At 68.8% G+C, this 18,270-nt stretch carries 15 protein-coding genes and 1 pseudogene; 15 read left to right on the top strand and 1 reads right to left on the bottom strand.

Annotation, left to right across the window (positions count from 1 at the left end):
- Window positions 1–254 precede the first annotated feature (254 nt).
- The 15 genes from EET13_RS16600 (at window position 255) to EET13_RS16530 (ending at window position 16,979) form a co-directional block, all read left to right on the top strand.
- A complete protein-coding gene (locus EET13_RS16600; protein ID WP_122443310.1) occupies window positions 255–1,883 on the top strand; it encodes a UDP-N-acetylmuramoyl-L-alanyl-D-glutamate--2,6-diaminopimelate ligase in 1,629 nt (542 codons plus the stop codon).
- Window positions 1,880–3,436 carry a UDP-N-acetylmuramoyl-tripeptide--D-alanyl-D-alanine ligase gene (locus tag EET13_RS16595; RefSeq protein ID WP_122443309.1) on the top strand — a complete coding sequence of 519 codons (1,557 nt, stop codon included), beginning with the start codon at window positions 1,880–1,882 and terminating at the stop codon, window positions 3,434–3,436. Before EET13_RS16600 ends, EET13_RS16595 begins: the two co-directional genes overlap by 4 nt.
- Window positions 3,433–4,512: a phospho-N-acetylmuramoyl-pentapeptide-transferase gene (gene mraY / locus EET13_RS16590; RefSeq protein WP_122443308.1), complete on the top strand. Its 1,080-nt coding sequence runs from the start codon at window positions 3,433–3,435 to the stop codon at window positions 4,510–4,512. The genes EET13_RS16595 and mraY overlap by 4 nt, the downstream gene beginning before the upstream one ends.
- Before the next feature lies 1 nt (window position 4,513).
- On the top strand, window positions 4,514–5,956 hold the full coding sequence (murD, locus tag EET13_RS16585) for a UDP-N-acetylmuramoyl-L-alanine--D-glutamate ligase (RefSeq protein ID WP_122443307.1): 1,443 nt from the start codon (window positions 4,514–4,516) through the stop codon (window positions 5,954–5,956).
- A 6-nt stretch (window positions 5,957–5,962) separates the two neighbouring features.
- Window positions 5,963–7,705 (top strand): putative lipid II flippase FtsW, encoded by a 1,743-nt coding sequence (gene ftsW, locus EET13_RS16580; RefSeq protein ID WP_244603954.1) that lies wholly within the window; start codon window positions 5,963–5,965, stop codon window positions 7,703–7,705.
- Window positions 7,702–8,901, top strand: coding sequence for an undecaprenyldiphospho-muramoylpentapeptide beta-N-acetylglucosaminyltransferase (gene murG, locus EET13_RS16575; protein ID WP_122443306.1), 1,200 nt, complete (start codon window positions 7,702–7,704; stop codon window positions 8,899–8,901). Before ftsW ends, murG begins: the two co-directional genes overlap by 4 nt.
- Window positions 8,898–10,364, top strand: coding sequence for a UDP-N-acetylmuramate--L-alanine ligase (gene murC, locus EET13_RS16570; RefSeq protein WP_122443305.1), 1,467 nt, complete (start codon window positions 8,898–8,900; stop codon window positions 10,362–10,364). The genes murG and murC overlap by 4 nt, the downstream gene beginning before the upstream one ends.
- Before the next feature lie 53 nt (window positions 10,365–10,417).
- Window positions 10,418–11,353 carry a cell division protein FtsQ gene (gene ftsQ / locus EET13_RS16565; protein ID WP_122443313.1) on the top strand — a complete coding sequence of 312 codons (936 nt, stop codon included), beginning with the start codon at window positions 10,418–10,420 and terminating at the stop codon, window positions 11,351–11,353.
- Window positions 11,354–11,553: 200 nt separating this feature from the next.
- On the top strand, window positions 11,554–12,696 hold the full coding sequence (gene ftsZ, locus EET13_RS16560; RefSeq protein ID WP_122443304.1) for a cell division protein FtsZ: 1,143 nt from the start codon (window positions 11,554–11,556) through the stop codon (window positions 12,694–12,696).
- Window positions 12,697–12,787: 91 nt separating this feature from the next.
- The gene (gene pgeF, locus EET13_RS16555) at window positions 12,788–13,504 is read left to right on the top strand and encodes a peptidoglycan editing factor PgeF (protein WP_211186455.1); all 717 of its coding nucleotides are present in this window, start codon (window positions 12,788–12,790) and stop codon (window positions 13,502–13,504) included.
- Window positions 13,505–13,509: 5 nt separating this feature from the next.
- Entirely contained in the window at window positions 13,510–14,286 is a 777-nt protein-coding gene (locus tag EET13_RS16550; RefSeq protein WP_122443311.1) for a YggS family pyridoxal phosphate-dependent enzyme, read from the top strand.
- A 64-nt stretch (window positions 14,287–14,350) separates the two neighbouring features.
- A complete protein-coding gene (locus EET13_RS16545; RefSeq protein WP_122443303.1) occupies window positions 14,351–15,031 on the top strand; it encodes a cell division protein SepF in 681 nt (226 codons plus the stop codon).
- A gap of 179 nt (window positions 15,032–15,210) precedes the next feature.
- On the top strand, window positions 15,211–15,501 hold the full coding sequence (locus EET13_RS16540) for a YggT family protein (protein ID WP_023364806.1): 291 nt from the start codon (window positions 15,211–15,213) through the stop codon (window positions 15,499–15,501).
- 254 nt (window positions 15,502–15,755) lie between these two features.
- Window positions 15,756–16,535: a DivIVA-like cell division protein Wag31 gene (wag31, locus tag EET13_RS16535; RefSeq protein WP_122443302.1), complete on the top strand. Its 780-nt coding sequence runs from the start codon at window positions 15,756–15,758 to the stop codon at window positions 16,533–16,535.
- A gap of 90 nt (window positions 16,536–16,625) precedes the next feature.
- On the top strand, window positions 16,626–16,979 hold the full coding sequence (locus EET13_RS16530) for a phage holin family protein (protein WP_122443301.1): 354 nt from the start codon (window positions 16,626–16,628) through the stop codon (window positions 16,977–16,979).
- On the opposite strand, the pseudogene EET13_RS32840 reads toward EET13_RS16530, so the two are convergent.
- A pseudogene (locus tag EET13_RS32840) lies at window positions 16,921–18,031 on the bottom strand (IS3 family transposase); the annotation flags it as partial. The gene EET13_RS16530 and the pseudogene EET13_RS32840 overlap by 59 nt on opposite strands.
- Window positions 18,032–18,270: the final 239 nt, after the last annotated feature.

Below are 18,270 nucleotides of genomic sequence, written 5' to 3'. Positions count from 1 at the left end.
GGCGGGGGTGGCGGCGGCAACGGCGGCAATGCCCTGTTGTGGGGTACCGGCGGTGCCGGTGGGCGGGGCGGTGCGGGCGTTCCGGTCGGAATCGACGGAGCCGGCGGGCGCGGCGGTCTGTTCTAGGGCGCTGCCGGCCGGCATCGCTTATCCCGAGCCTGTCCCGAGCCTGTCCCGGGCTTATCCCGAATCGGCGCGATCAGCCTCGCGGGCGCGTGCGCGCGTTGCGGCGGGTTCGGTCTAGGTAGGGTGTCATGGCCGATCATGGCCGGTCATTTTTGTCACGACGGCAAAGGGAGGTGTTTTCGGTGCCCGCTGAACGCAGTCTCGACGACGGCACGGGCGTGCCTCTGCCCACGTTGGCGGCGCAGGTCGGCGCGGTGCTGGCCGATCGCCCGGATCACCTAGCCACAGTCCCTGATCTGGCGGTCACCGGCGTGACGCTGCGTGCCCAGGACGTCCGGCCCGGCGACCTGTTCGCTGCCCTGGCCGGCTCGACCACACACGGCGCCCATCATGCCGGCGAAGCCATCGAGCGGGGGGCGGTCGCGGTGCTCACCGACGCCGACGGTGTCGCCGCGATGGGTGCCCACGCGGTGAGCGTGCCGGTGCTGGTGCATCCGGTACCGCGCAGCGTGCTCGGGGGGCTGGCAGCCACGGTGTACGGCCGCCCCTCGGAGCGGCTCACGGTCGTCGGCGTCACCGGAACGTCAGGGAAGACCACCACCACCTATCTGGTGGAGGCCGGTTTGCGGGCCGGCGGTCGGGTCGCCGGGCTGATCGGCACCATCGGCATCCGCATCGACGGCGCTGACATCCCTAGTGCGCTGACCACGCCGGAGGCACCCGCCTTGCAGGCCATGCTCGCCGAAATGGCGCAACGCGGGGTGGACACCGTCGTCATGGAGGTGTCCAGCCACGCGCTGACCCTGGGCCGGGTGGACGGCACCCACTTCGCGGTCGGTGGCTTCACCAACTTGTCGCGTGACCATCTGGACTTTCACCCCACCATGGAGGACTACTTCGAGGCCAAAGCCCTGCTATTCGATCCGGCCTCCGCGCTGCGCGCCGGCAACGTCGTGGTGTGCATAGATGACGAGGCCGGACGCGCGATGGCCGCGCGGGCCGGTGACGCGATCACCGTGAGTGCGCACGATCGGGCCGCGCACTGGTGCGCTGTCGACATTGTGCCGATGGGCGCCGCCGGACAGGAATTCACTGCCATCGACCCGGCCGGCGTCGAGCACCGAGTGCGCATCGGCTTACCGGGCGGCTACAACGTCGCCAATTGCCTTCTGGCACTGGCAATTTTGGACAGCGTCGGGGTTTCTCCAGAGCAGGCTGCGCCGGGGCTGCGGCAGGCCCGGGTTCCCGGGCGCCTGGAACAGGTGGACCGCGGCCAGGATTTTCTGGCGCTGGTCGACTACGCGCACAAGCCGGGGGCACTGCGGGCGGTGTTGACCGCGCTGGCGCGCCCGGAGCGCCGGCTGGCGGTGGTGTTCGGCGCCGGTGGCGAGCGTGACCCGGGAAAGCGCGCCCCGATGGGTGCCGTCGCCGCGGAGCTGGCCGACCTGGTCGTCGTCACCGACGACAACCCGCGCGGTGAGGACCCTGCGGCGATCCGGCGGGAGATCCTGGCCGGAGCGGCGGGGGCTGGCGGCAGCGCAGCAGTGGTCGAGGTCGCTGACCGCAGGGACGCGATTCGGCACGCGGTCGCCTGGGCCGGCTCCGGGGACGTGGTGCTGGTTGCCGGCAAGGGCCATGAAACTGGTCAGCGCGGCGCCGGGCAGGTCCGCCCGTTCGACGACCGGCTGGAACTGGCCGAGGCACTGGCGGCGCGCGCGGCCGGCGAGCTTGCCGGACCCGGACAGACACGCCCATGATCGAGCTCACCGTGGCCCAGATCGCCGACATCGTCGGCGGCACCCTGGCCGACATCTCGCCGCGGGATGCCGCGCAACGCCGCGTCACCGGCACCGTCGAGTTCGATTCGCGAGCGGTCGGCCCTGGGGGACTGTTTCTGGCCCTGCCGGGCGCGCGTGCCGACGGGCATGACCATGCGGCGTCGGCAGTGGCGGCGGGGGCGGCGGCGGTGCTGGCCGCGCGGCCGGTCGGTGTCCCGGCCATCGTGGTGGCGCCGCAGCGGTGCCCGGACCAGGGCGCGCTGGCCGGGGTGCTCGAGCACGACGCCGACGGATCGGGCGCGGCCGTCTTGGCCGCGCTGGCGAAACTGGCCCAGGCGGTGGCCGCGGAGCTGGTGGCCGGCGGATTGATCATCATCGGGATCACCGGCTCGTCGGGCAAGACCTCGACCAAGGATCTGGTGGCCGCGGTGCTCGAACCGCTGGGTGAGGTGGTCGCCCCGCCCGGATCCTTCAACAACGAGCTGGGTCATCCCTGGACCGTGCTGCGCGCCGGCCGCGACACCGACTACCTGATTCTGGAGATGTCGGCCCGTCATCGCGGCAACATCGCCGCGCTGGCCCAGATCGCGACTCCGGCCATCGGGGTGGTGCTCAACGTCGGCACCGCGCACCTGGGCGAGTTCGGCTCCCGCGAGGCCATTGCGCGAACGAAATCAGAACTGCCGCAAGCTGTTCCGCAATCCGGCGTGGTCATCCTCAATGCCGACGACCCCGTGGTGACGGCGATGGCCGAGGTGACCGCGGCGCGGGTGGTTCGTGTCAGTCGGGCTCGCAGCGCCGCAGACGTGTGGGCCGGGCCGGTGTCGTTGGACGAGCTGGCCAGGCCGCAGTTCACCATGCACTGCGGCGATGCTGCGGCTCAGGTCCAGCTGGGCGTCTCCGGCGACCACCAGGTCACCAACGCGTTGTGTGCGGCCGCCGTCGGGCTGGAATGCGGCGCCACCCTCGATCAGGTGGCAACCGCGCTTGGCGCCGCGGGTCCGGTGTCGCGGCATCGGATGCAGGTGACCACCCGCGCGGACGGGGTAACGGTGATCGACGACGCCTATAACGCCAACCCGGACTCCATGCGGGCCGGTCTGCAGGCGCTGGCCTGGATTGCCCACGGTGGCTCCGGCAGCGGGGTCGACCGCCCCGCCAAGCGGCGCAGCTGGGCGGTTCTGGGTGAGATGGCAGAACTTGGCGCCGACGCCATAGCCGAGCATGACCGCATCGGGCGGCTCGCAGTGCGATTAGATGTGTCTCGACTCGTTGTGGTCGGAACCGGGAGGTCGATGAGCGCCATGCACGACGCTGCGGCCCTGGAAGGGGCGTGGGGCTCCTGGGGCGCCGGGGCCGACAGGGGGGTCGTCAACGTTGCGGACGCCGACGCGGCGCTGGCACTGTTGCGCGCCGAAGTCCGGTCCGGGGATGTGGTGCTGATCAAGGCGTCGAACTCGGCAGGCTTGGGAACGCTGGCCGACGCGTTGGCCGCAGACGGCGTGGGCGATCAGGGAAGCGCCCGCCCATGAGACAGATCCTGATCGCCGTCGCCATCGCGTTGGCGGTGTCCATCCTGCTCACTCCGGCGCTGATCCGGCTGTTCACCAGGCAAGGCTTCGGTCACCACACCCGCGAGGACGGCCCACCAAGCCACCACAGCAAGCGCGGCACGCCGTCGATGGGGGGTGTGGCGATTCTGGCGGGCATCTGGGCGGGCTACTTCGGCACTCACCTGGCCGGGCTGGCGTTCGACGGTGAAGGCATTTCCGCGTCGGGTTTGCTGGTGCTGGGCTTGGCCACCGTGCTGGGCGGGGTCGGATTCCTCGACGACATGATCAAGATCCGCAGGTCACGCAACCTCGGGCTGAACAAGACCGCAAAAACCGTCGGGCAGATCACCGCCGCGGTACTGTTCGCGGTGCTGGCACTGCAGTTCCGCAATCCGGCCGGCCTCACGCCGGGCAGCGCGCAGCTGTCCTACGTGCGCGAGATCGCCACGGTCACGTTGATTCCGGTGCTGTTCGTGCTGTTCTGCGTGGTCGTCGTCAGCGCGTGGTCCAATGCGGTCAACTTCACCGACGGCCTGGACGGGCTGGCGGCCGGCTGCATGGCGATGGTCACTGGGGCCTACGTGCTGATCGCCTTCTGGCAATACCGCAACGCGTGCGTGACCGCGCCGGGGCTGGGCTGCTACAACGTGCGTGATCCGCTGGACCTGGCGCTCATCGCCGCCGCGACCGCCGGTGCCTGCATCGGTTTTTTGTGGTGGAACGCCGCGCCGGCCAAGATCTTCATGGGCGACACCGGTTCGCTGGCATTGGGCGGCGTCATCGCCGGACTCTCGGTGACCAGCCGCACCGAGTTGCTGGCGGTGGTGCTGGGCTCGCTATTCGTCGCCGAGATCACCTCGGTGGTGCTGCAGATTCTGACGTTCCGCACGACCGGGCGCCGGGTATTCCGGATGGCGCCCTTCCACCACCATTTCGAATTGATCGGCTGGGCCGAAACCACCGTGATCATCCGGTTTTGGCTGCTCACGGCGATCAGCTGTGGTCTGGGCGTGGCCTTGTTCTACGGCGAATACCTGGCTGCGATCGGTGCCTGACGTGCTTGATCCCCTGGTGCCGGGCGCGCCGGTGTTGATCGCCGGTGGCCGGGTTACGGGCCGCGCGGTGTTAGCGGCGCTGACTCGGTTCGGCGCGATGCCTACCGTGTGCGACGACGACCCGGTGATGCTGCGACCTTATGCCGACGAGGGGGTGGCGACCGTGCCGCCGTCGGAAGCGGTGCAGCAGATCGCCGAGTACGCCTTGGTGGTCACCAGTCCCGGGTTCCAGCCGACCACGCCCGTGCTGGCCGCGGCGGCCGCCGCGGGCGTGCCGATCTGGGGTGACGTGGAACTGGCCTGGCGGCTGGATACGGCGGGCCGGTACGGGCCGCCGCGTCGCTGGCTGGTGGTGACCGGGACCAACGGAAAGACCACCACGACCTCGATGCTGCACGACATGCTGACTGCGGGCGGGCACCGCAGCCTGCTGTGCGGAAACATCGGCAGCCCGGTGCTGGAGGTGCTCGACCAGCCAGCCGACGTGTTGGCCGTCGAGTTGTCGAGTTTTCAGCTGTACTGGGCGCCGTCGCTGCGGCCCGAGGCTGGTGTGGTGCTCAACATCGCCGAAGATCACCTGGACTGGCACGGCACGATGGCGGCCTATACCGAGGCCAAGGCTCGGGTGCTGACCGGCCGGGTGGCAGTGGTGGGACTCGATGACGCCCGGGCCGCGGCACTGCTGGACGCCACGCTGGCACCGGTGCGGGCCGGCTTCCGGCTCGGTGAGCCCGCCGCCGGCGAGCTGGGCGTGCGCGACGGACACCTGGTTGACTGCGCCTTCGCCGCCGATCTGTCGCTGCTGCCGGCCGCGTCCATTCCGGTGCCGGGCCCGGTCGGGGTGCTCGACGCGCTGGCGGCGGCCGCGCTGGCCCGCTCCGTCGGCGTGGCGGCCGAAGCGATCGCGGACGCGGTCGCGTCGTTCCGGGTGGGCCGGCACCGCTCAGAAGTGGTGGCGGTTGCCGACGGCATCACCTACGTCGACGACTCCAAGGCCACCAACCCGCACGCTGCGCAGGCATCGGTGCTGGCCTACCCGCGGGTGGTCTGGCTGGCCGGCGGGATGCTCAAGGGTGCGTCCGTGGATGCCGAGGTGGCGCGCATCGCATCACGGCTGGTCGGCGCGGTGCTCATCGGCCGAGACCGCGCAGAGGTTGCCGAGGCGTTATCACGACACGCGCCGGATGTGCCCGTCGTCCAGGTTGTGACAGGCGAGGATGCTGATATGGCTGTGGCTTGTGATGCTTATGTGACGAAAGTAGACAATTCGGTTGAACCGCTTGGCGCGCGCGTGATGGCCGCCGCGGTCGCCGCGGCCAAAGACATGGCCAAGGCCGGTGACACGGTGCTGCTGGCGCCGGCAGGCGCGTCGTTTGACCAGTTCAACGGGTACGCCGACCGGGGCGACGCCTTCGCGGCCGCGGTGCGCGCCGTGGTCCGGTAGGCGCGCGTGCGCAGCGCATTCACCCGGCTGCGGCGCCGGGGCAAGGCTGGCGACACCAACACCGACACGACAGGGCAGACCGACTCGGGGGAGACGGTCCAAGCTGACGAGCAGGCCGACGCTGCCGCGTGCTCGGGTGAGCAGGCGGCCGACAAGCCGGCAGCCAACCCCGCTGACCAGGCGGGACAGCAGCCGGGCGACAAGGCGGGCGGAAGGTGCCCGGCCAAACCCGTGGAGGCGGGTCCGCGTACTCGTTTCGGCATGTGGCTGGGCCGTCCCATGACGTCGTTTCACCTGATCATCGCCGTCGCCGCGCTGCTCACCACGCTCGGATTGATCATGGTGCTGTCGGCCTCCGGCGTGCGGTCCTATGACGACGACGGCTCGGCGTGGGTGATCTTCGGCAAGCAGGTCTTGTGGACCGTCGTCGGTCTCCTCGGCTGCTACATCGGGCTACGCATGTCGGTTCAGTTCCTGCGTCGCATCGCCTTCTCCGCCTTCGCATTCACCATCGTGCTGCTGGTGCTGGTGCTGATCCCGGGAATCGGCAAGGAGGCCAACGGCTCGCGCGGCTGGTTCGTGGTGGCCGGCTTTTCGATGCAGCCTTCGGAGCTGACCAAGATGGCCTTCGCCGTCTGGGGTGCGCATCTGCTCGCGGCCCGGCGGATGGAGCGGGCGTCGCTACGGGAAATGCTGATTCCGCTGGTGCCGGCTGCGGTCGTGGCGCTGGCGCTGATCGTGGCCCAGCCCGACCTGGGGCAGACGGTGTCGATGGGCATCATCCTGCTCGGGCTGCTGTGGTACGCGGGGCTGCCGTTGCGCGTGTTCGCCAGCTCACTGGCGGCCGTCGTCGTCTCCGCGGCAATCCTGGCGATGACTGCGGGCTACCGATCCGACCGAGTGCGGTCGTGGCTCGATCCCGACAACGACCCGATGGACTCGGGCTATCAGGCGCGGCAGGCCAAATTCGCGCTGGCTCACGGCGGTATCTTCGGCGACGGCCTGGGCCAGGGTGTCGCCAAGTGGAACTATCTGCCCAACGCCCACAACGACTTCATCTTCGCGATCATCGGCGAGGAACTCGGCTTCATTGGCGCGCTCGGGCTGCTGGGGCTGTTCGGGCTGTTCGCCTACACCGGTATGCGGATTGCCCGACGTTCGGCCGACCCGTTTTTGCGGCTGCTGACGGCAACCGTCACGTTGTGGGTGCTGGGACAGGCGTTCATCAACATCGGTTACGTGATCGGGCTGCTGCCGGTCACCGGGCTGCAACTGCCGCTGATCTCGGCAGGTGGTACCTCGACGGCCACCACCTTGTCGATGATCGGGGTCATCGCCAATGCGGCGCGGCATGAACCCGAGGCGGTGGCCGCACTGCGCGCCGGCCGCGACGATACAGTGAACCGACTGCTCCGGCTGCCGCTACCCAAGCCCTATGTGCCGACCCGCCTCGAGGTGTTTCGCGACCGCAAGCGCGCTCGCCCGCAACCGGCCAAACCGGCAGCCAAACAGCCGGCCAAGAAGCCGGCCGCCCGGAAGGTGCCCAAGGCGGTCCGCAAGGCCGGAGAGCCACCGCGACCGGCGTTACCGCGCCGGGCCGATCGGCCGGCTCGCTCCGCGGGTACCGCTCACGGGCGGGGACGGGGACACCAGCTGCTTGTGGGGGAGCATCATGGAGCGGGTCAGCGGTACGCCGGCCAGCGTCAGGCAGGTCGGATTCGGACATTGGAAGGTCAGCGTTACGGGTGAACGACTCGGTCAGGGAGCCGGCCGGTGGGCAGAAGGTGACCGACTCCGGCCCTTCGTTGTCGATCGTGCTCGCCGGCGGCGGCACCGCCGGGCATGTGGAGCCCGCGATGGCCGTCGCCGATGCGCTGAGCGCTCTCGAGCCGAATGTCCGGATCACCGCCCTGGGCACCCCCCGCGGGCTCGAGACCAGCTTGGTGCCTGCGCGGGGCTATCACCTGGAGCTGATCACCCCGGTGCCGTTGCCGCGTAAGCCCAGTAGCGACCTGGCCCGGCTGCCCCCGCGGGTGTGGCGAGCCGTGGCGGAGACCCGGGCGGTGCTCGATGCGGTGCACGCCGACGTCGTGATCGGTTTCGGTGGCTACGTGGCGCTGCCCGCCTACCTGGCCGCCCGGGGAATTCCCCGTGTGCGGGTCCGGCGGCGCCGGATCCCGGTGGTCATCCACGAGGCCAACGCCAGGGCCGGGCTGGCCAACCGGGTGGGGGCCCGCACCGCCGCCCGGGTGCTGTCGGCGGTGCCGGAATGCGGGCTGCGCCGCGCCGAGGTGGTCGGGGTTCCGGTTAGGCAGACGATCACCGCCTTGGACCGCGCGGCACTGCGCGCCGAGGCGCGCGCACACTTCGGCTTCGCCGACGACGCCCGGGTACTGCTGGTGTTTGGCGGTTCTCAGGGCGCCGTCTCACTCAACCGTGCGGTGTCGGCGGCCGCGGCCGACCTGGCCGCCGCGGGCGTTTCCGTCTTGCATGCCCACGGCCCCAAGAATGTCTTGCAGCTGCGCACCCCCGGCGACGGTGACCCGCCGTATGTCGCGGTGCCCTACCTGGACCGGATGGATCTGGCCTACGCCGCCGCCGACCTGGTGATCTGCCGATCGGGTGCGATGACGGTCGCCGAGGTGTCCGCAGTGGGGCTGCCCGCCATCTACGTGCCGCTGCCGATCGGCAACGGCGAGCAGCGGCTCAATGCGCTGCCCGTGGTTAACGCCGGCGGCGGCATGGTGGTCGCCGACGCCGACCTCACGCCGGCCCTGGTGGCTCGCGAAGTGGCGGGGCTGCTCACCGACCCGCCCCGCCTGGCGGCGATGACGGCCGCCGCCGCGCAGGTGGGACACCGTGATGCGGCCCGGCAGGTGGCCCAGGCGGCGCTGGACATCGCCCGGCGGGCTCGTGCCGGGAGCGTCTCCGGGAGAGCCGAGTGAACACCGATCAGCTGCCACCCGAACTGCAGCGGGTCCACATGGTCGGCATCGGGGGAGCCGGCATGTCGGGCATTGCCCGCATCCTGCTGGACCGGGGCGGTCTGGTATCGGGATCAGATGCCAAGGAGTCCCGCGGGGTGCATGCGTTGCGGGCTCGCGGCGCGCTGATCCGCATCGGGCATGACGCGTCGTCGCTGGATCTGCTGCCCGGCGGCGTCACCGCCGTCATCACCACCCGGGCCGCGATCCCCAAGACCAATCCCGAACTGGTCGAGGCCCGGCGCCGCGGCGTTCCGGTGCTGCTGCGACCGGTCGTGCTGGCCAAGTTGATGGCCGGCCGCACCACACTGATGGTCACCGGAACGCACGGCAAGACGACGACAACGTCGATGCTCATCGTCGCGCTGCAGCACTGCGGGCGCGACCCGTCGTTCGCGGTGGGCGGTGAGCTGGGCGAGGCCGGTACCAACGCCCACCACGGCAGTGGGGACTGCTTTGTCGCCGAAGCCGACGAAAGCGACGGTTCGCTGCTGGAGTACACGCCCAACGTCGCCGTGGTCACCAACATCGAGTCCGACCACCTGGACTTCTACGGCAGCACCGACGCCTACGTCGGGGTGTTCGACGCGTTCGTGGAGCGCCTGGCGCCCGGCGGCGCGCTGGTGGTGTGCACCGACGACCCGGGCGCGGCCGCACTGGCTCGGCGCACGGCCGAGCTGGGAATCCGGGTGCTGCGCTACGGGTCGGCCGAAACCGCCGGTGCGCCGTTGGCGGCAACATTGCTGTCCTGGGAGCAGCGGGGCGTCGAAGCGGTGGCACAGCTGCGGTTGGCCGGCGAGCCACACCCGCGCGTGATGCGGCTCGCGGTCCCCGGACGGCACATGGCGCTCAACGCGCTGGCTGCGCTGCTGGCCGCGGTCGAGGTGGGCGCCCCGGTTGACGAGGTGCTCGACGGCCTGGCCGGTTTCGAGGGCGTGCGACGCCGGTTCGAGCTGGTCGGCGCGGTGGGGTCGATTCGGGTGTTCGATGACTATGCCCACCACCCGACCGAGATCAGCGCCACCCTGGCAGCCGTGCGCTCGATCGTCCAGCACGGCGGCAGCGGTCGGTTGCTGGTTGTTTTCCAGCCGCATTTGTATTCGCGCACAAAGGCTTTCGCTACCGAGTTCGGTCGCGCCCTCAGTGCCGCCGACCAGGTGTTCGTGCTCGACGTCTACGGCGCCCGCGAACAGCCCCTGGCCGGCGTCAGCGGGGCCAGCGTCGCCGGGCACGTGAGCGTACCGGTGCGCTACCTCCCGGATTTCTCCGCGGTGGCCGGCGAGGTGGCCGCCGCGGCCGCGCTGGGTGACGTCATCGTCACCATGGGCGCCGGAGATGTCACTTTGCTGGGTCCGGAGATCGTGACCGCCCTGCGGGTACAGGCCAACCGCGGCGCGCCCGGCCGGCCGGGAGTTCTGCAGTGACCGAACCCGGCGAAGCCAGCCCGATCGACGCCAGCCCGATCGACGCCAGCCCGATCGACGCCAGCCCGATCGACGTCGTCGCCGACGAATCGGCGCACGTGGGCGCCGAGGCGGCCACCCAGCCACTCGCCAGCGAATCCCAAGACCCGGCCGAGTCGCCGGACAACGACGATTTCGAGGGCCCACGCCGGCGTGCTCGGCGCGAACGTGCCGAGCGCCGCGCCGCCCAGGCGCGAGCCATCGCCATCGAGCAAGCGCGGCGCGAGGCCAAGCGACGAGCCCGCGGGCATGTCGTCAAGGAACCCAAACCCGTTGCGCGCGGCGTTGTTCAGGGACTGAAGATGCTGCTGGCCACCGTGGCGTTGCTCGTCGTCGGCGTGGGGCTGGCGTTGGTGCTGTATTTCACGCCCGCAATGTCGGCGCGCGATATCGTCGTCGTCGGGCTTGGGTCGGTGACCCGCGACGAGGTTCTCGACGCGGCTCAGGTGCGGCCCGGAACGCCGTTGCTGCAGATCAATACCAGCCAGGTCGCCGACCGGGTGGCGGCGATCCGGCGCGTGGCCAGCGCGCGGGTCCAACGTCAATACCCGTCGGCGCTGCGGATCACCATCGTGGAGCGGGTCCCGTTGGTGGTCAAGGACTTCCCCGACGGGCCGCACCTGTTCGACCGCGACGGGGTGGATTTCGCGACCGGTCCGCCACCGCCGGCCTTGCCGTATATCGATGTGGACAATCCGGGCCCGACGGATCCCGCCACCTTGGCGGCGTTGCAGGTATTGACCGCGCTGCGACCCGAGGTTGCCGGCCAGGTGGGTCGGATCGCGGCGCCCTCGGTGTCCTCGATCACGCTCACGCTGGCCGACGGGCGGGTGGTGATTTGGGGGACCACCGACCGCGCCGAGGAGAAGGCCGAGAAGTTGGCGGCGCTGTTGACCCAGCCCGGACGGACCTACGACGTGTCCAGCCCGGACCTGCCGACCGTGAAATGACGTGGGCTCAGCGAGTCAGCCCATAAAAAATGCGGGTGGCGTGTCGGCGCGCCTGCACGGTTAGCACCCGTCGTACCCATACGGTTCTGGTTACGCGGAAGTACTTGACATAACTCTAAATCTATGGTTGAGGTTGAGAGTTTTGCAAGCAGACACACCGCAGGAGGAACCCCAGTTCCCATCACGGAGGAAGACGAATGATGACCCCCCCGCACAACTACCTGGCCGTCATCAAAGTCGTGGGCATCGGCGGCGGCGGCGTCAACGCCGTCAACCGGATGATCGAGCAGGGACTCAAGGGCGTGGAGTTCATCGCGATCAACACCGATGCGCAGGCGTTGTTGATGAGCGATGCTGACGTCAAGCTCGACGTGGGCCGCGACTCGACCCGAGGGCTGGGCGCCGGCGCCGACCCAGAGGTGGGGCGCAAGGCCGCCGAGGACGCCAAGGACGAGATCGAGGAGCTGCTCCGCGGCGCCGACATGGTGTTCGTCACCGCCGGTGAGGGCGGTGGCACCGGAACCGGTGGGGCGCCCGTCGTGGCCAGCATTGCCCGCAAACTTGGAGCATTGACCGTCGGTGTGGTGACCCGCCCGTTCTCCTTTGAAGGCAAGCGCCGCAGCAACCAGGCCGAGTCGGGCATAACTTCCCTGCGGGAAAGCTGCGACACCCTGATCGTCATCCCCAATGACCGGTTGCTGCAAATGGGCGACGCGCACGTGTCGCTGATGGACGCCTTCCGTAGCGCCGACGAGGTGCTGCTCAACGGTGTGCAGGGCATCACCGACCTGATCACCACACCGGGCCTGATCAACGTCGACTTTGCCGACGTCAAGGGCATCATGTCCGGGGCCGGCACCGCGCTGATGGGCATCGGCTCGGCCCGCGGTGAGGGCCGGTCGCTCAAAGCCGCCGAGATCGCCATCAACTCGCCGCTGCTGGAAGCCTCGATGGAGGGCGCGCAGGGCGTGCTCATGTCGATCGCCGGCGGCAGCGACCTGGGCCTGTTCGAGATCAACGAGGCGGCCTCGCTGGTGCAGGACGCCGCTCACCCCGACGCCAACATCATCTTCGGCACCGTGATCGACGACTCGCTGGGCGACGAGGTGCGGGTAACCGTGATCGCGGCGGGCTTCGACGCCGGTGGCACCAGCCGCAAGCCGCCGGCGGTGGCCGAGACGGGCGGCGCGCACCGCATCGAGTCGGCCCGGGCCGGCAAGCTGACTTCCACGCTGTTCGAGCCGGTCGACGCCGTCAGCGTGCCCCTGCACACCAACGGCGCGACCCTGAGCATCGGCGGCGATGATGACGACGTCGACGTGCCGCCGTTCATGCGCCGCTGAGGGTCTCGATTTGCTTGCCAGTGCGCGACAAACCGGCCGCGGCGCGACATTGGTGCAATCTGGCGGGCAACGGGTTTCGGATACTGGGAGGGTGAGCGTTCGTATCCGCCGGGTGATCACCACCCGGGTCGGCGGTGTGTCCAAGGCGCCGTTCGACACCTTCAATCTCGGCGATCATGTCGGTGACGACCCGGCCGCGGTGGCCGCCAACCGGGCCCGGCTGGCCAGGGCCATCGGGTTGCCCGGCGAGCGGGTGGTGTGGATGAACCAGGTCCACGGTGACCGGATCGCGGTGGTCGACGCGCCGCAGCGGGCCACCGTCGGCGGCAAGGTGGGCACCGACGGATTGGTGACCGGCACGGCCGGGCTGGCGCTGGCGGTGTTGACGGCCGACTGCGTGCCGGTGTTGCTGGCCGATGCGTGTGCCGGTGTCATCGCGGCGGTTCACGCCGGCCGGGTCGGTGCCCAGCACGGCGTGGTGGCCCGCGCGGTCGAGGCGATGCTCGATCTGGGTGCCCGGGCCGCCGATATTTCGGCGTTGCTGGGCCCGGCGGCCAGTGGCCCCAATTACGAAGTGCCGGCCGCCATGGCCGCCGAGGTCGAGGCGGCGTTGCCGGGCAGCCGCACCACAACCTCGGCCGGAACGCCCGCACTGGACCTTCGAGCCGGAATCGCTTGCCAGCTAAGAGGATTGGGCATCATCTCTATCGATGTCGATCCCCGGTGCACGGTGGCGGACCCGACGTTGTTCAGCCATCGACGCGGCGCGCCCACCGGGCGGCTGGCGTCGGTGGTGTGGATGGAATGACCGCGATGGTGGTGGATCTTTCGGCACAAGCAGACCGTCAATCACAATTGACGCACGCGTTGGCCGCGGTGCGGTCTCGGCTTGCGGCCGCGGCGGAGGCAGCCGGTCGCAATGTCGGCGAAATTGAACTCCTGCCAATTACCAAATTCTTCCCGGCAAGCGATGTGGTCCTTTTGTGCCGATTGGGTTGCCGCGCCGTTGGCGAATCGCGCGAACAGGAAGCTTCGGCGAAGGCGGCCGAAGTGACCCGGCTCTTGGCAGCGGCGCCGGGGACCGGACATGGCGCCATCCTCTGGCACATGGTGGGACGAATCCAGCGCAACAAAGTGCGTTCGCTGGCGCGGTGGGCGCACACGGCACATTCGGTCGACAGCCCGCGGCTGGTGACGGCGTTGGATCGGGCGGTGACCGCTGCGCTCGCCGAGCGCCGGCGCGAGCATCCGTTGCGGGTTTACGTCCAGGTCAGTCTCGACGGCGATGTCTCACGCGGCGGTGTCGACATCACCGCGCCCGAAGCGGTGGACCGGATCTGCGCGCAAGTGGACTCGGCGCAAGGTCTGGAACTGGTCGGATTGATGGGCATTCCGCCCCTCGGCTGGGATCCGGACGAGGCCTTTGACCGGCTGCAATCCGAGCACAGCAGGGTTCGCGCGGCTTTCCCGCGGGCGGTCGGCCTGTCCGCCGGCATGTCCGACGATTTCGAAGCCGCCGTCAAACATGGTTCGACGTGTGTGCGTGTCGGTACCGCGCTATTGGGCCCGCGGCGGTTACGGTCACCGTGAATAGTCACTGTAGTCACACCTTCATCACAGACAACAAGAAACCCAGGGCTAGAAGGGTCACGCGATGAGCACACTGCACAAGGTCAAGGCCTACTTCGGTATGGCTCCGATGGAGGAATACGACGACGAGTATTACGACGACCGCGCGCCGTCACGCGGTTATTCGCGGCCCCGATTCGACGACGATTACGGCCGTTATGAAGGACGCGAGTACGAGGATCCCCGCGACCCCCGTCGCGATCCGCGGGGCGATCTGCGCGGCGATCTGCGCGGCGAGCCGGCCGACTACCCGCCGCCCAGCAGCTATCGCGGCGGCTATCCCGACGAACCGCGATTCCCGCCCCGCGAGTTCGATCGTCCCGACATGGCGCGGCCGCGCTTCGGCTCATGGTTGCGCAACTCCACTCGCGGCGCGCTTGCGATGGACCCACGCCGGATGGCGATGATGTTCGAGGAGGGCCATCCGCTGTCCAAGATCACCACGCTGCGGCCCAAGGACTACAGCGAGGCGCGCACCATCGGCGAGCGGTTCCGCGACGGCACCCCGGTGATCATGGACCTGGTGTCGATGGACAACGCCGACGCCAAACGGCTCGTCGACTTCGCGGCGGGTCTGGCCTTCGCGCTGCGCGGCTCGTTCGACAAGGTCGCCACCAAGGTGTTCCTGCTGTCACCCGCGGACGTCGACGTGACCCCGGAGGAGCGTCGTCGGATCGCCGAAACCGGTTTCTACGCTTACCAATAGCCGCATCGGGCGGTGCGCAGCCCGGGTGGGTGCCAGCTCGGCCCGCCGGGCTGGCCGGGTGCTCGCCTCGGGGAGCGGCGTCGCACCACGTGTATGCCTCGCAGCCGAGTCGGTAGGCTTGCGCTTGCCGGCCTCACGGGCGGCACATTCACATCCTCGTCGGTAAGGTCGGGCTCTCGTTGGTGCTGTTTTTTCAGATCCTTGGTTTTGCGCTGTTCATCTTCTGGCTGCTGCTGATCGCGCGCGTCGTCGTCGAGTTCATCCGCTCGTTCAGCCGCGACTGGCGCCCGACCGGGCTGACCGTGGTGATCCTCGAGATCATCATGTCGATCACGGATCCACCGGTGAAGCTGCTGCGCCGGCTGATCCCGCAACTGACCATCGGCGCAGTCCGCTTCGACCTGTCCATCATGGTGCTGTTGCTGGTGGCGTTCATCGGGATGCAGCTGGCGTTCGGCGCCGCAGCCTGAGCCGTGGGGTCATTGCCCGGGCATCGTTGGGCGACGGTTCGGCCACGATTCGGCGACAAGTTTGTGCGCGGGATTTTCAAATCTAAGAAATGTGATTTATTTGCCTCAGAGATTGAAATTGACCCTTATTTATTAGTCCAATCGGCAACCGCCGAGTCTGGTGTGACAGGATGGACGGTAGTTGCACGACGGCTACCGCTCCGTTCTACACTTTCCAGATCGTTTGACCGTCCAGGAACTCGAGGGGACAAACAATGCCGCTTACACCTGCCGACGTCCACAATGTGGCGTTCAGTAAGCCGCCAATCGGCAAGCGCGGGTACAACGAAGACGAGGTTGACGCCTTCCTTGACCTGGTGGAAAACGAACTGACCCGGCTCATCGAAGAGAATTCCGACCTGCGCCAGCGGATCGCCGAGCTGGATGCGGAGCTGGCGGCCGGCGGCGCCGGCGCCGGCGTGGCCGCGGCGCCCACCCAGGCGATTCCGGTCTACGAGCCCGAACCCGAACCGGTCAAGCCGGCTCCGACGGGAACCAACGAGGAGCAAGCCCTCAAGGCGGCCCGCGTGCTGAGCCTGGCCCAAGACACCGCAGATCGCCTCACCGCCACCGCCAAGGCCGAGTCGGACAAGATGCTGGCCGACGCCCGCGCCAACGCCGAGCAGATCGTCAGCGAGGCCCGCCACACCGCCGAGACCACCGTCGCCGACGCCCGGCAGCGCGCCGACGCGATGCTTGCAGATGCCCAGACCCGGTCCGAGGCCCAGTTGCGGCAGGCCCAGGAGAAGGCCGACGCCCTGCAGGCAGACGCCGAACGCAAGCATTCCGAGATCATGGGAACCATCAACCAGCAACGCACCGTGCTGGAAGGCCGCCTCGAGCAGCTGCGCACGTTCGAGCGCGAATACCGCACCCGGCTCAAGACCTACCTGGAATCCCAGCTCGAAGAGCTCGGTCAGCGTGGATCGGCGGCTCCGGTCGATTCCAGCGCCGATGCCGGCGGTTTCGAGCAGTTCAACCGGGGTAACAACTAGCTCGACACGGGCCGCACCCTCGCGGGGTTGCAAGGCCGGTGCCGCAAGCTTGGTACGTTTAGTCGCTGCCCGCCGGCTGGAGGTTGACCCATGCTGATCATTGCCCTGGTATTGGCCCTGATTGGGCTCGTCGCGCTGGTGTTTGCGGTGGTCACCAGCAACGTGTTGGTGGCGTGGGTGTGTATTGGCGCCAGCGTGCTGGGCGTGATCCTGTTGATTGTCGACGCCATCAGGGAACGTCAGCACCGGGACGCGGGCGGCCAAGAGCAGGGCGAAGCCGACGAAGAGCCCGCCGCCCAACCCGAAGACCAGCAGGCGGTCGACTACCCGGATGACGAAGCTGGCGACGACGAGTCGTTCGACGACGCCGAGGCGGAGGCGGCCGAGGAACCAGAGGAATCAGCGGTCTCGGCCGACCGCGGCGGTGACGACAGCGGCCGCTGAGCGCGGCTTGCGGGTAGCGGCGCCCGGATCCGGGCAAGCGACGGCGGTCCAGGACGTTCTTCTGCAGCAGGCTAGAGAAGCTCTCCATAGCGGCGTTGTCGCCGGCCGCTCCGACGCGACCCATCGAGCCGACCATCCCATGATGGTTTAGTGCGTGCACGAATCTCCTTGACCTGAACTGAGATCCGCGATCCGAATGCAGTATGCAACCAGCCACCTCGCCGCGACGTGCCGCTGCGCTGTGCAATGCCCTGGTGGCCAGTCGCGACTTCATCTGGGAGTCGATGCTGTAGCCGACGATGCGGTTGGAGAACGCGTCTTTGATCGCACAGAGGTAGAGCTTGCCTTCGCCGGTGCGGTGCTCGGTGATATCGGTCAGCCACAACTGATTTGGTGCATCGGCGGTGAATTACCGGCCGACCAGTTCGTCGTGCACCGGTGGGCCGGTCTTGGCGTTCTTACCGCGTTTGCGCTTGCCGAACGCACTCCAGCAGCCGTTGTCCGAACAGATCCGCCAGGCGGTGCGCGCCATCGACTGACCAGCCTCACCGGCCTCATCGACCAGGAAGCGATAGCCGAATTCCGGATCATCTCGGTGAGCATCGAACAGGGCGTTGGCGCGGTAAGGCCTCAACGAGTTCGGCATCGGTGACAGGCTGGGCCAGCCAGCGGTAATACGGTTGGCGGGCGAGCTTGAGGACCGGCAGGTCACCGCGACAGGGATTCTGTCGTCGGCGAGCTCTTTTACGAGCGGGTAAGGCCTTTCCCGGCGGATTGGCCTGCGACAGATACGCCGCGGCCCGGCGCAGCACTTCGTTTTCCTGCTCGAGCAGCTTGATGCGCCGCCGGGCCTCACTGAGCTCACCGGACTCGCTGGTGCTCTTGCCGGGCCTAGCGCCCTCATCGATGTCGGCCTGGCGCATCCACTTGTGCAGGGTCATCGGATGGACACCGAAATCGGTGGCGATCTGCTCGATCGTCACGCCGTCGTCGCGGTTGCGGGCCACGCGTACGACGTCGTCGCGAAACTCGCGGGGATAAGGCCTGGGCACAAGGACATCCCGCCAGCCCGCCCGTCAGGGCAAGCCAACTCAGATGTCACCTATCCGTGCAGCATCCCCTCCGTCCTCGATGTCTCGCGACATCACAATTGTGTCCGAGGGGGGCCCGCTAACCCTGCAAGACCATCTGGCCCACCAAGGCCTGCCCGTACCGGCCACCTCCACGATCCGGCGCATCCTGCACCACCACGGCCTGATCACCGCGCAGCCGCGTAAACGGCCGCGCAGTT

Source organism: Mycobacterium attenuatum (assembly GCF_900566085.1).
GTDB lineage: Bacteria > Actinomycetota > Actinomycetes > Mycobacteriales > Mycobacteriaceae > Mycobacterium > Mycobacterium attenuatum.
Note: the sequence above shows the minus strand (reverse complement) of the source record. Positions and strands in the feature narration are given on the sequence as shown.

Excerpts from the sequence above, each read along its gene's own strand:
- EET13_RS16600 (WP_122443310.1), top strand. The coding sequence starts at position 255 with ATGGCCGATCATGGCCGGTCATTTTTGTCACGACGGCAAAGGGAGGTG.
- EET13_RS16595 (WP_122443309.1), top strand. The coding sequence starts at position 1,880 with ATGATCGAGCTCACCGTGGCCCAGATCGCCGACATCGTCGGCGGCACC.
- mraY (WP_122443308.1), top strand. The coding sequence starts at position 3,433 with ATGAGACAGATCCTGATCGCCGTCGCCATCGCGTTGGCGGTGTCCATC.
- ftsZ (WP_122443304.1), top strand. The coding sequence starts at position 11,554 with ATGACCCCCCCGCACAACTACCTGGCCGTCATCAAAGTCGTGGGCATC.
- EET13_RS16550 (WP_122443311.1), top strand. The coding sequence starts at position 13,510 with ATGGTGGTGGATCTTTCGGCACAAGCAGACCGTCAATCACAATTGACG.
- EET13_RS16545 (WP_122443303.1), top strand. The coding sequence starts at position 14,351 with ATGAGCACACTGCACAAGGTCAAGGCCTACTTCGGTATGGCTCCGATG.
- wag31 (WP_122443302.1), top strand. The coding sequence starts at position 15,756 with ATGCCGCTTACACCTGCCGACGTCCACAATGTGGCGTTCAGTAAGCCG.
- EET13_RS16530 (WP_122443301.1), top strand. The coding sequence starts at position 16,626 with ATGCTGATCATTGCCCTGGTATTGGCCCTGATTGGGCTCGTCGCGCTG.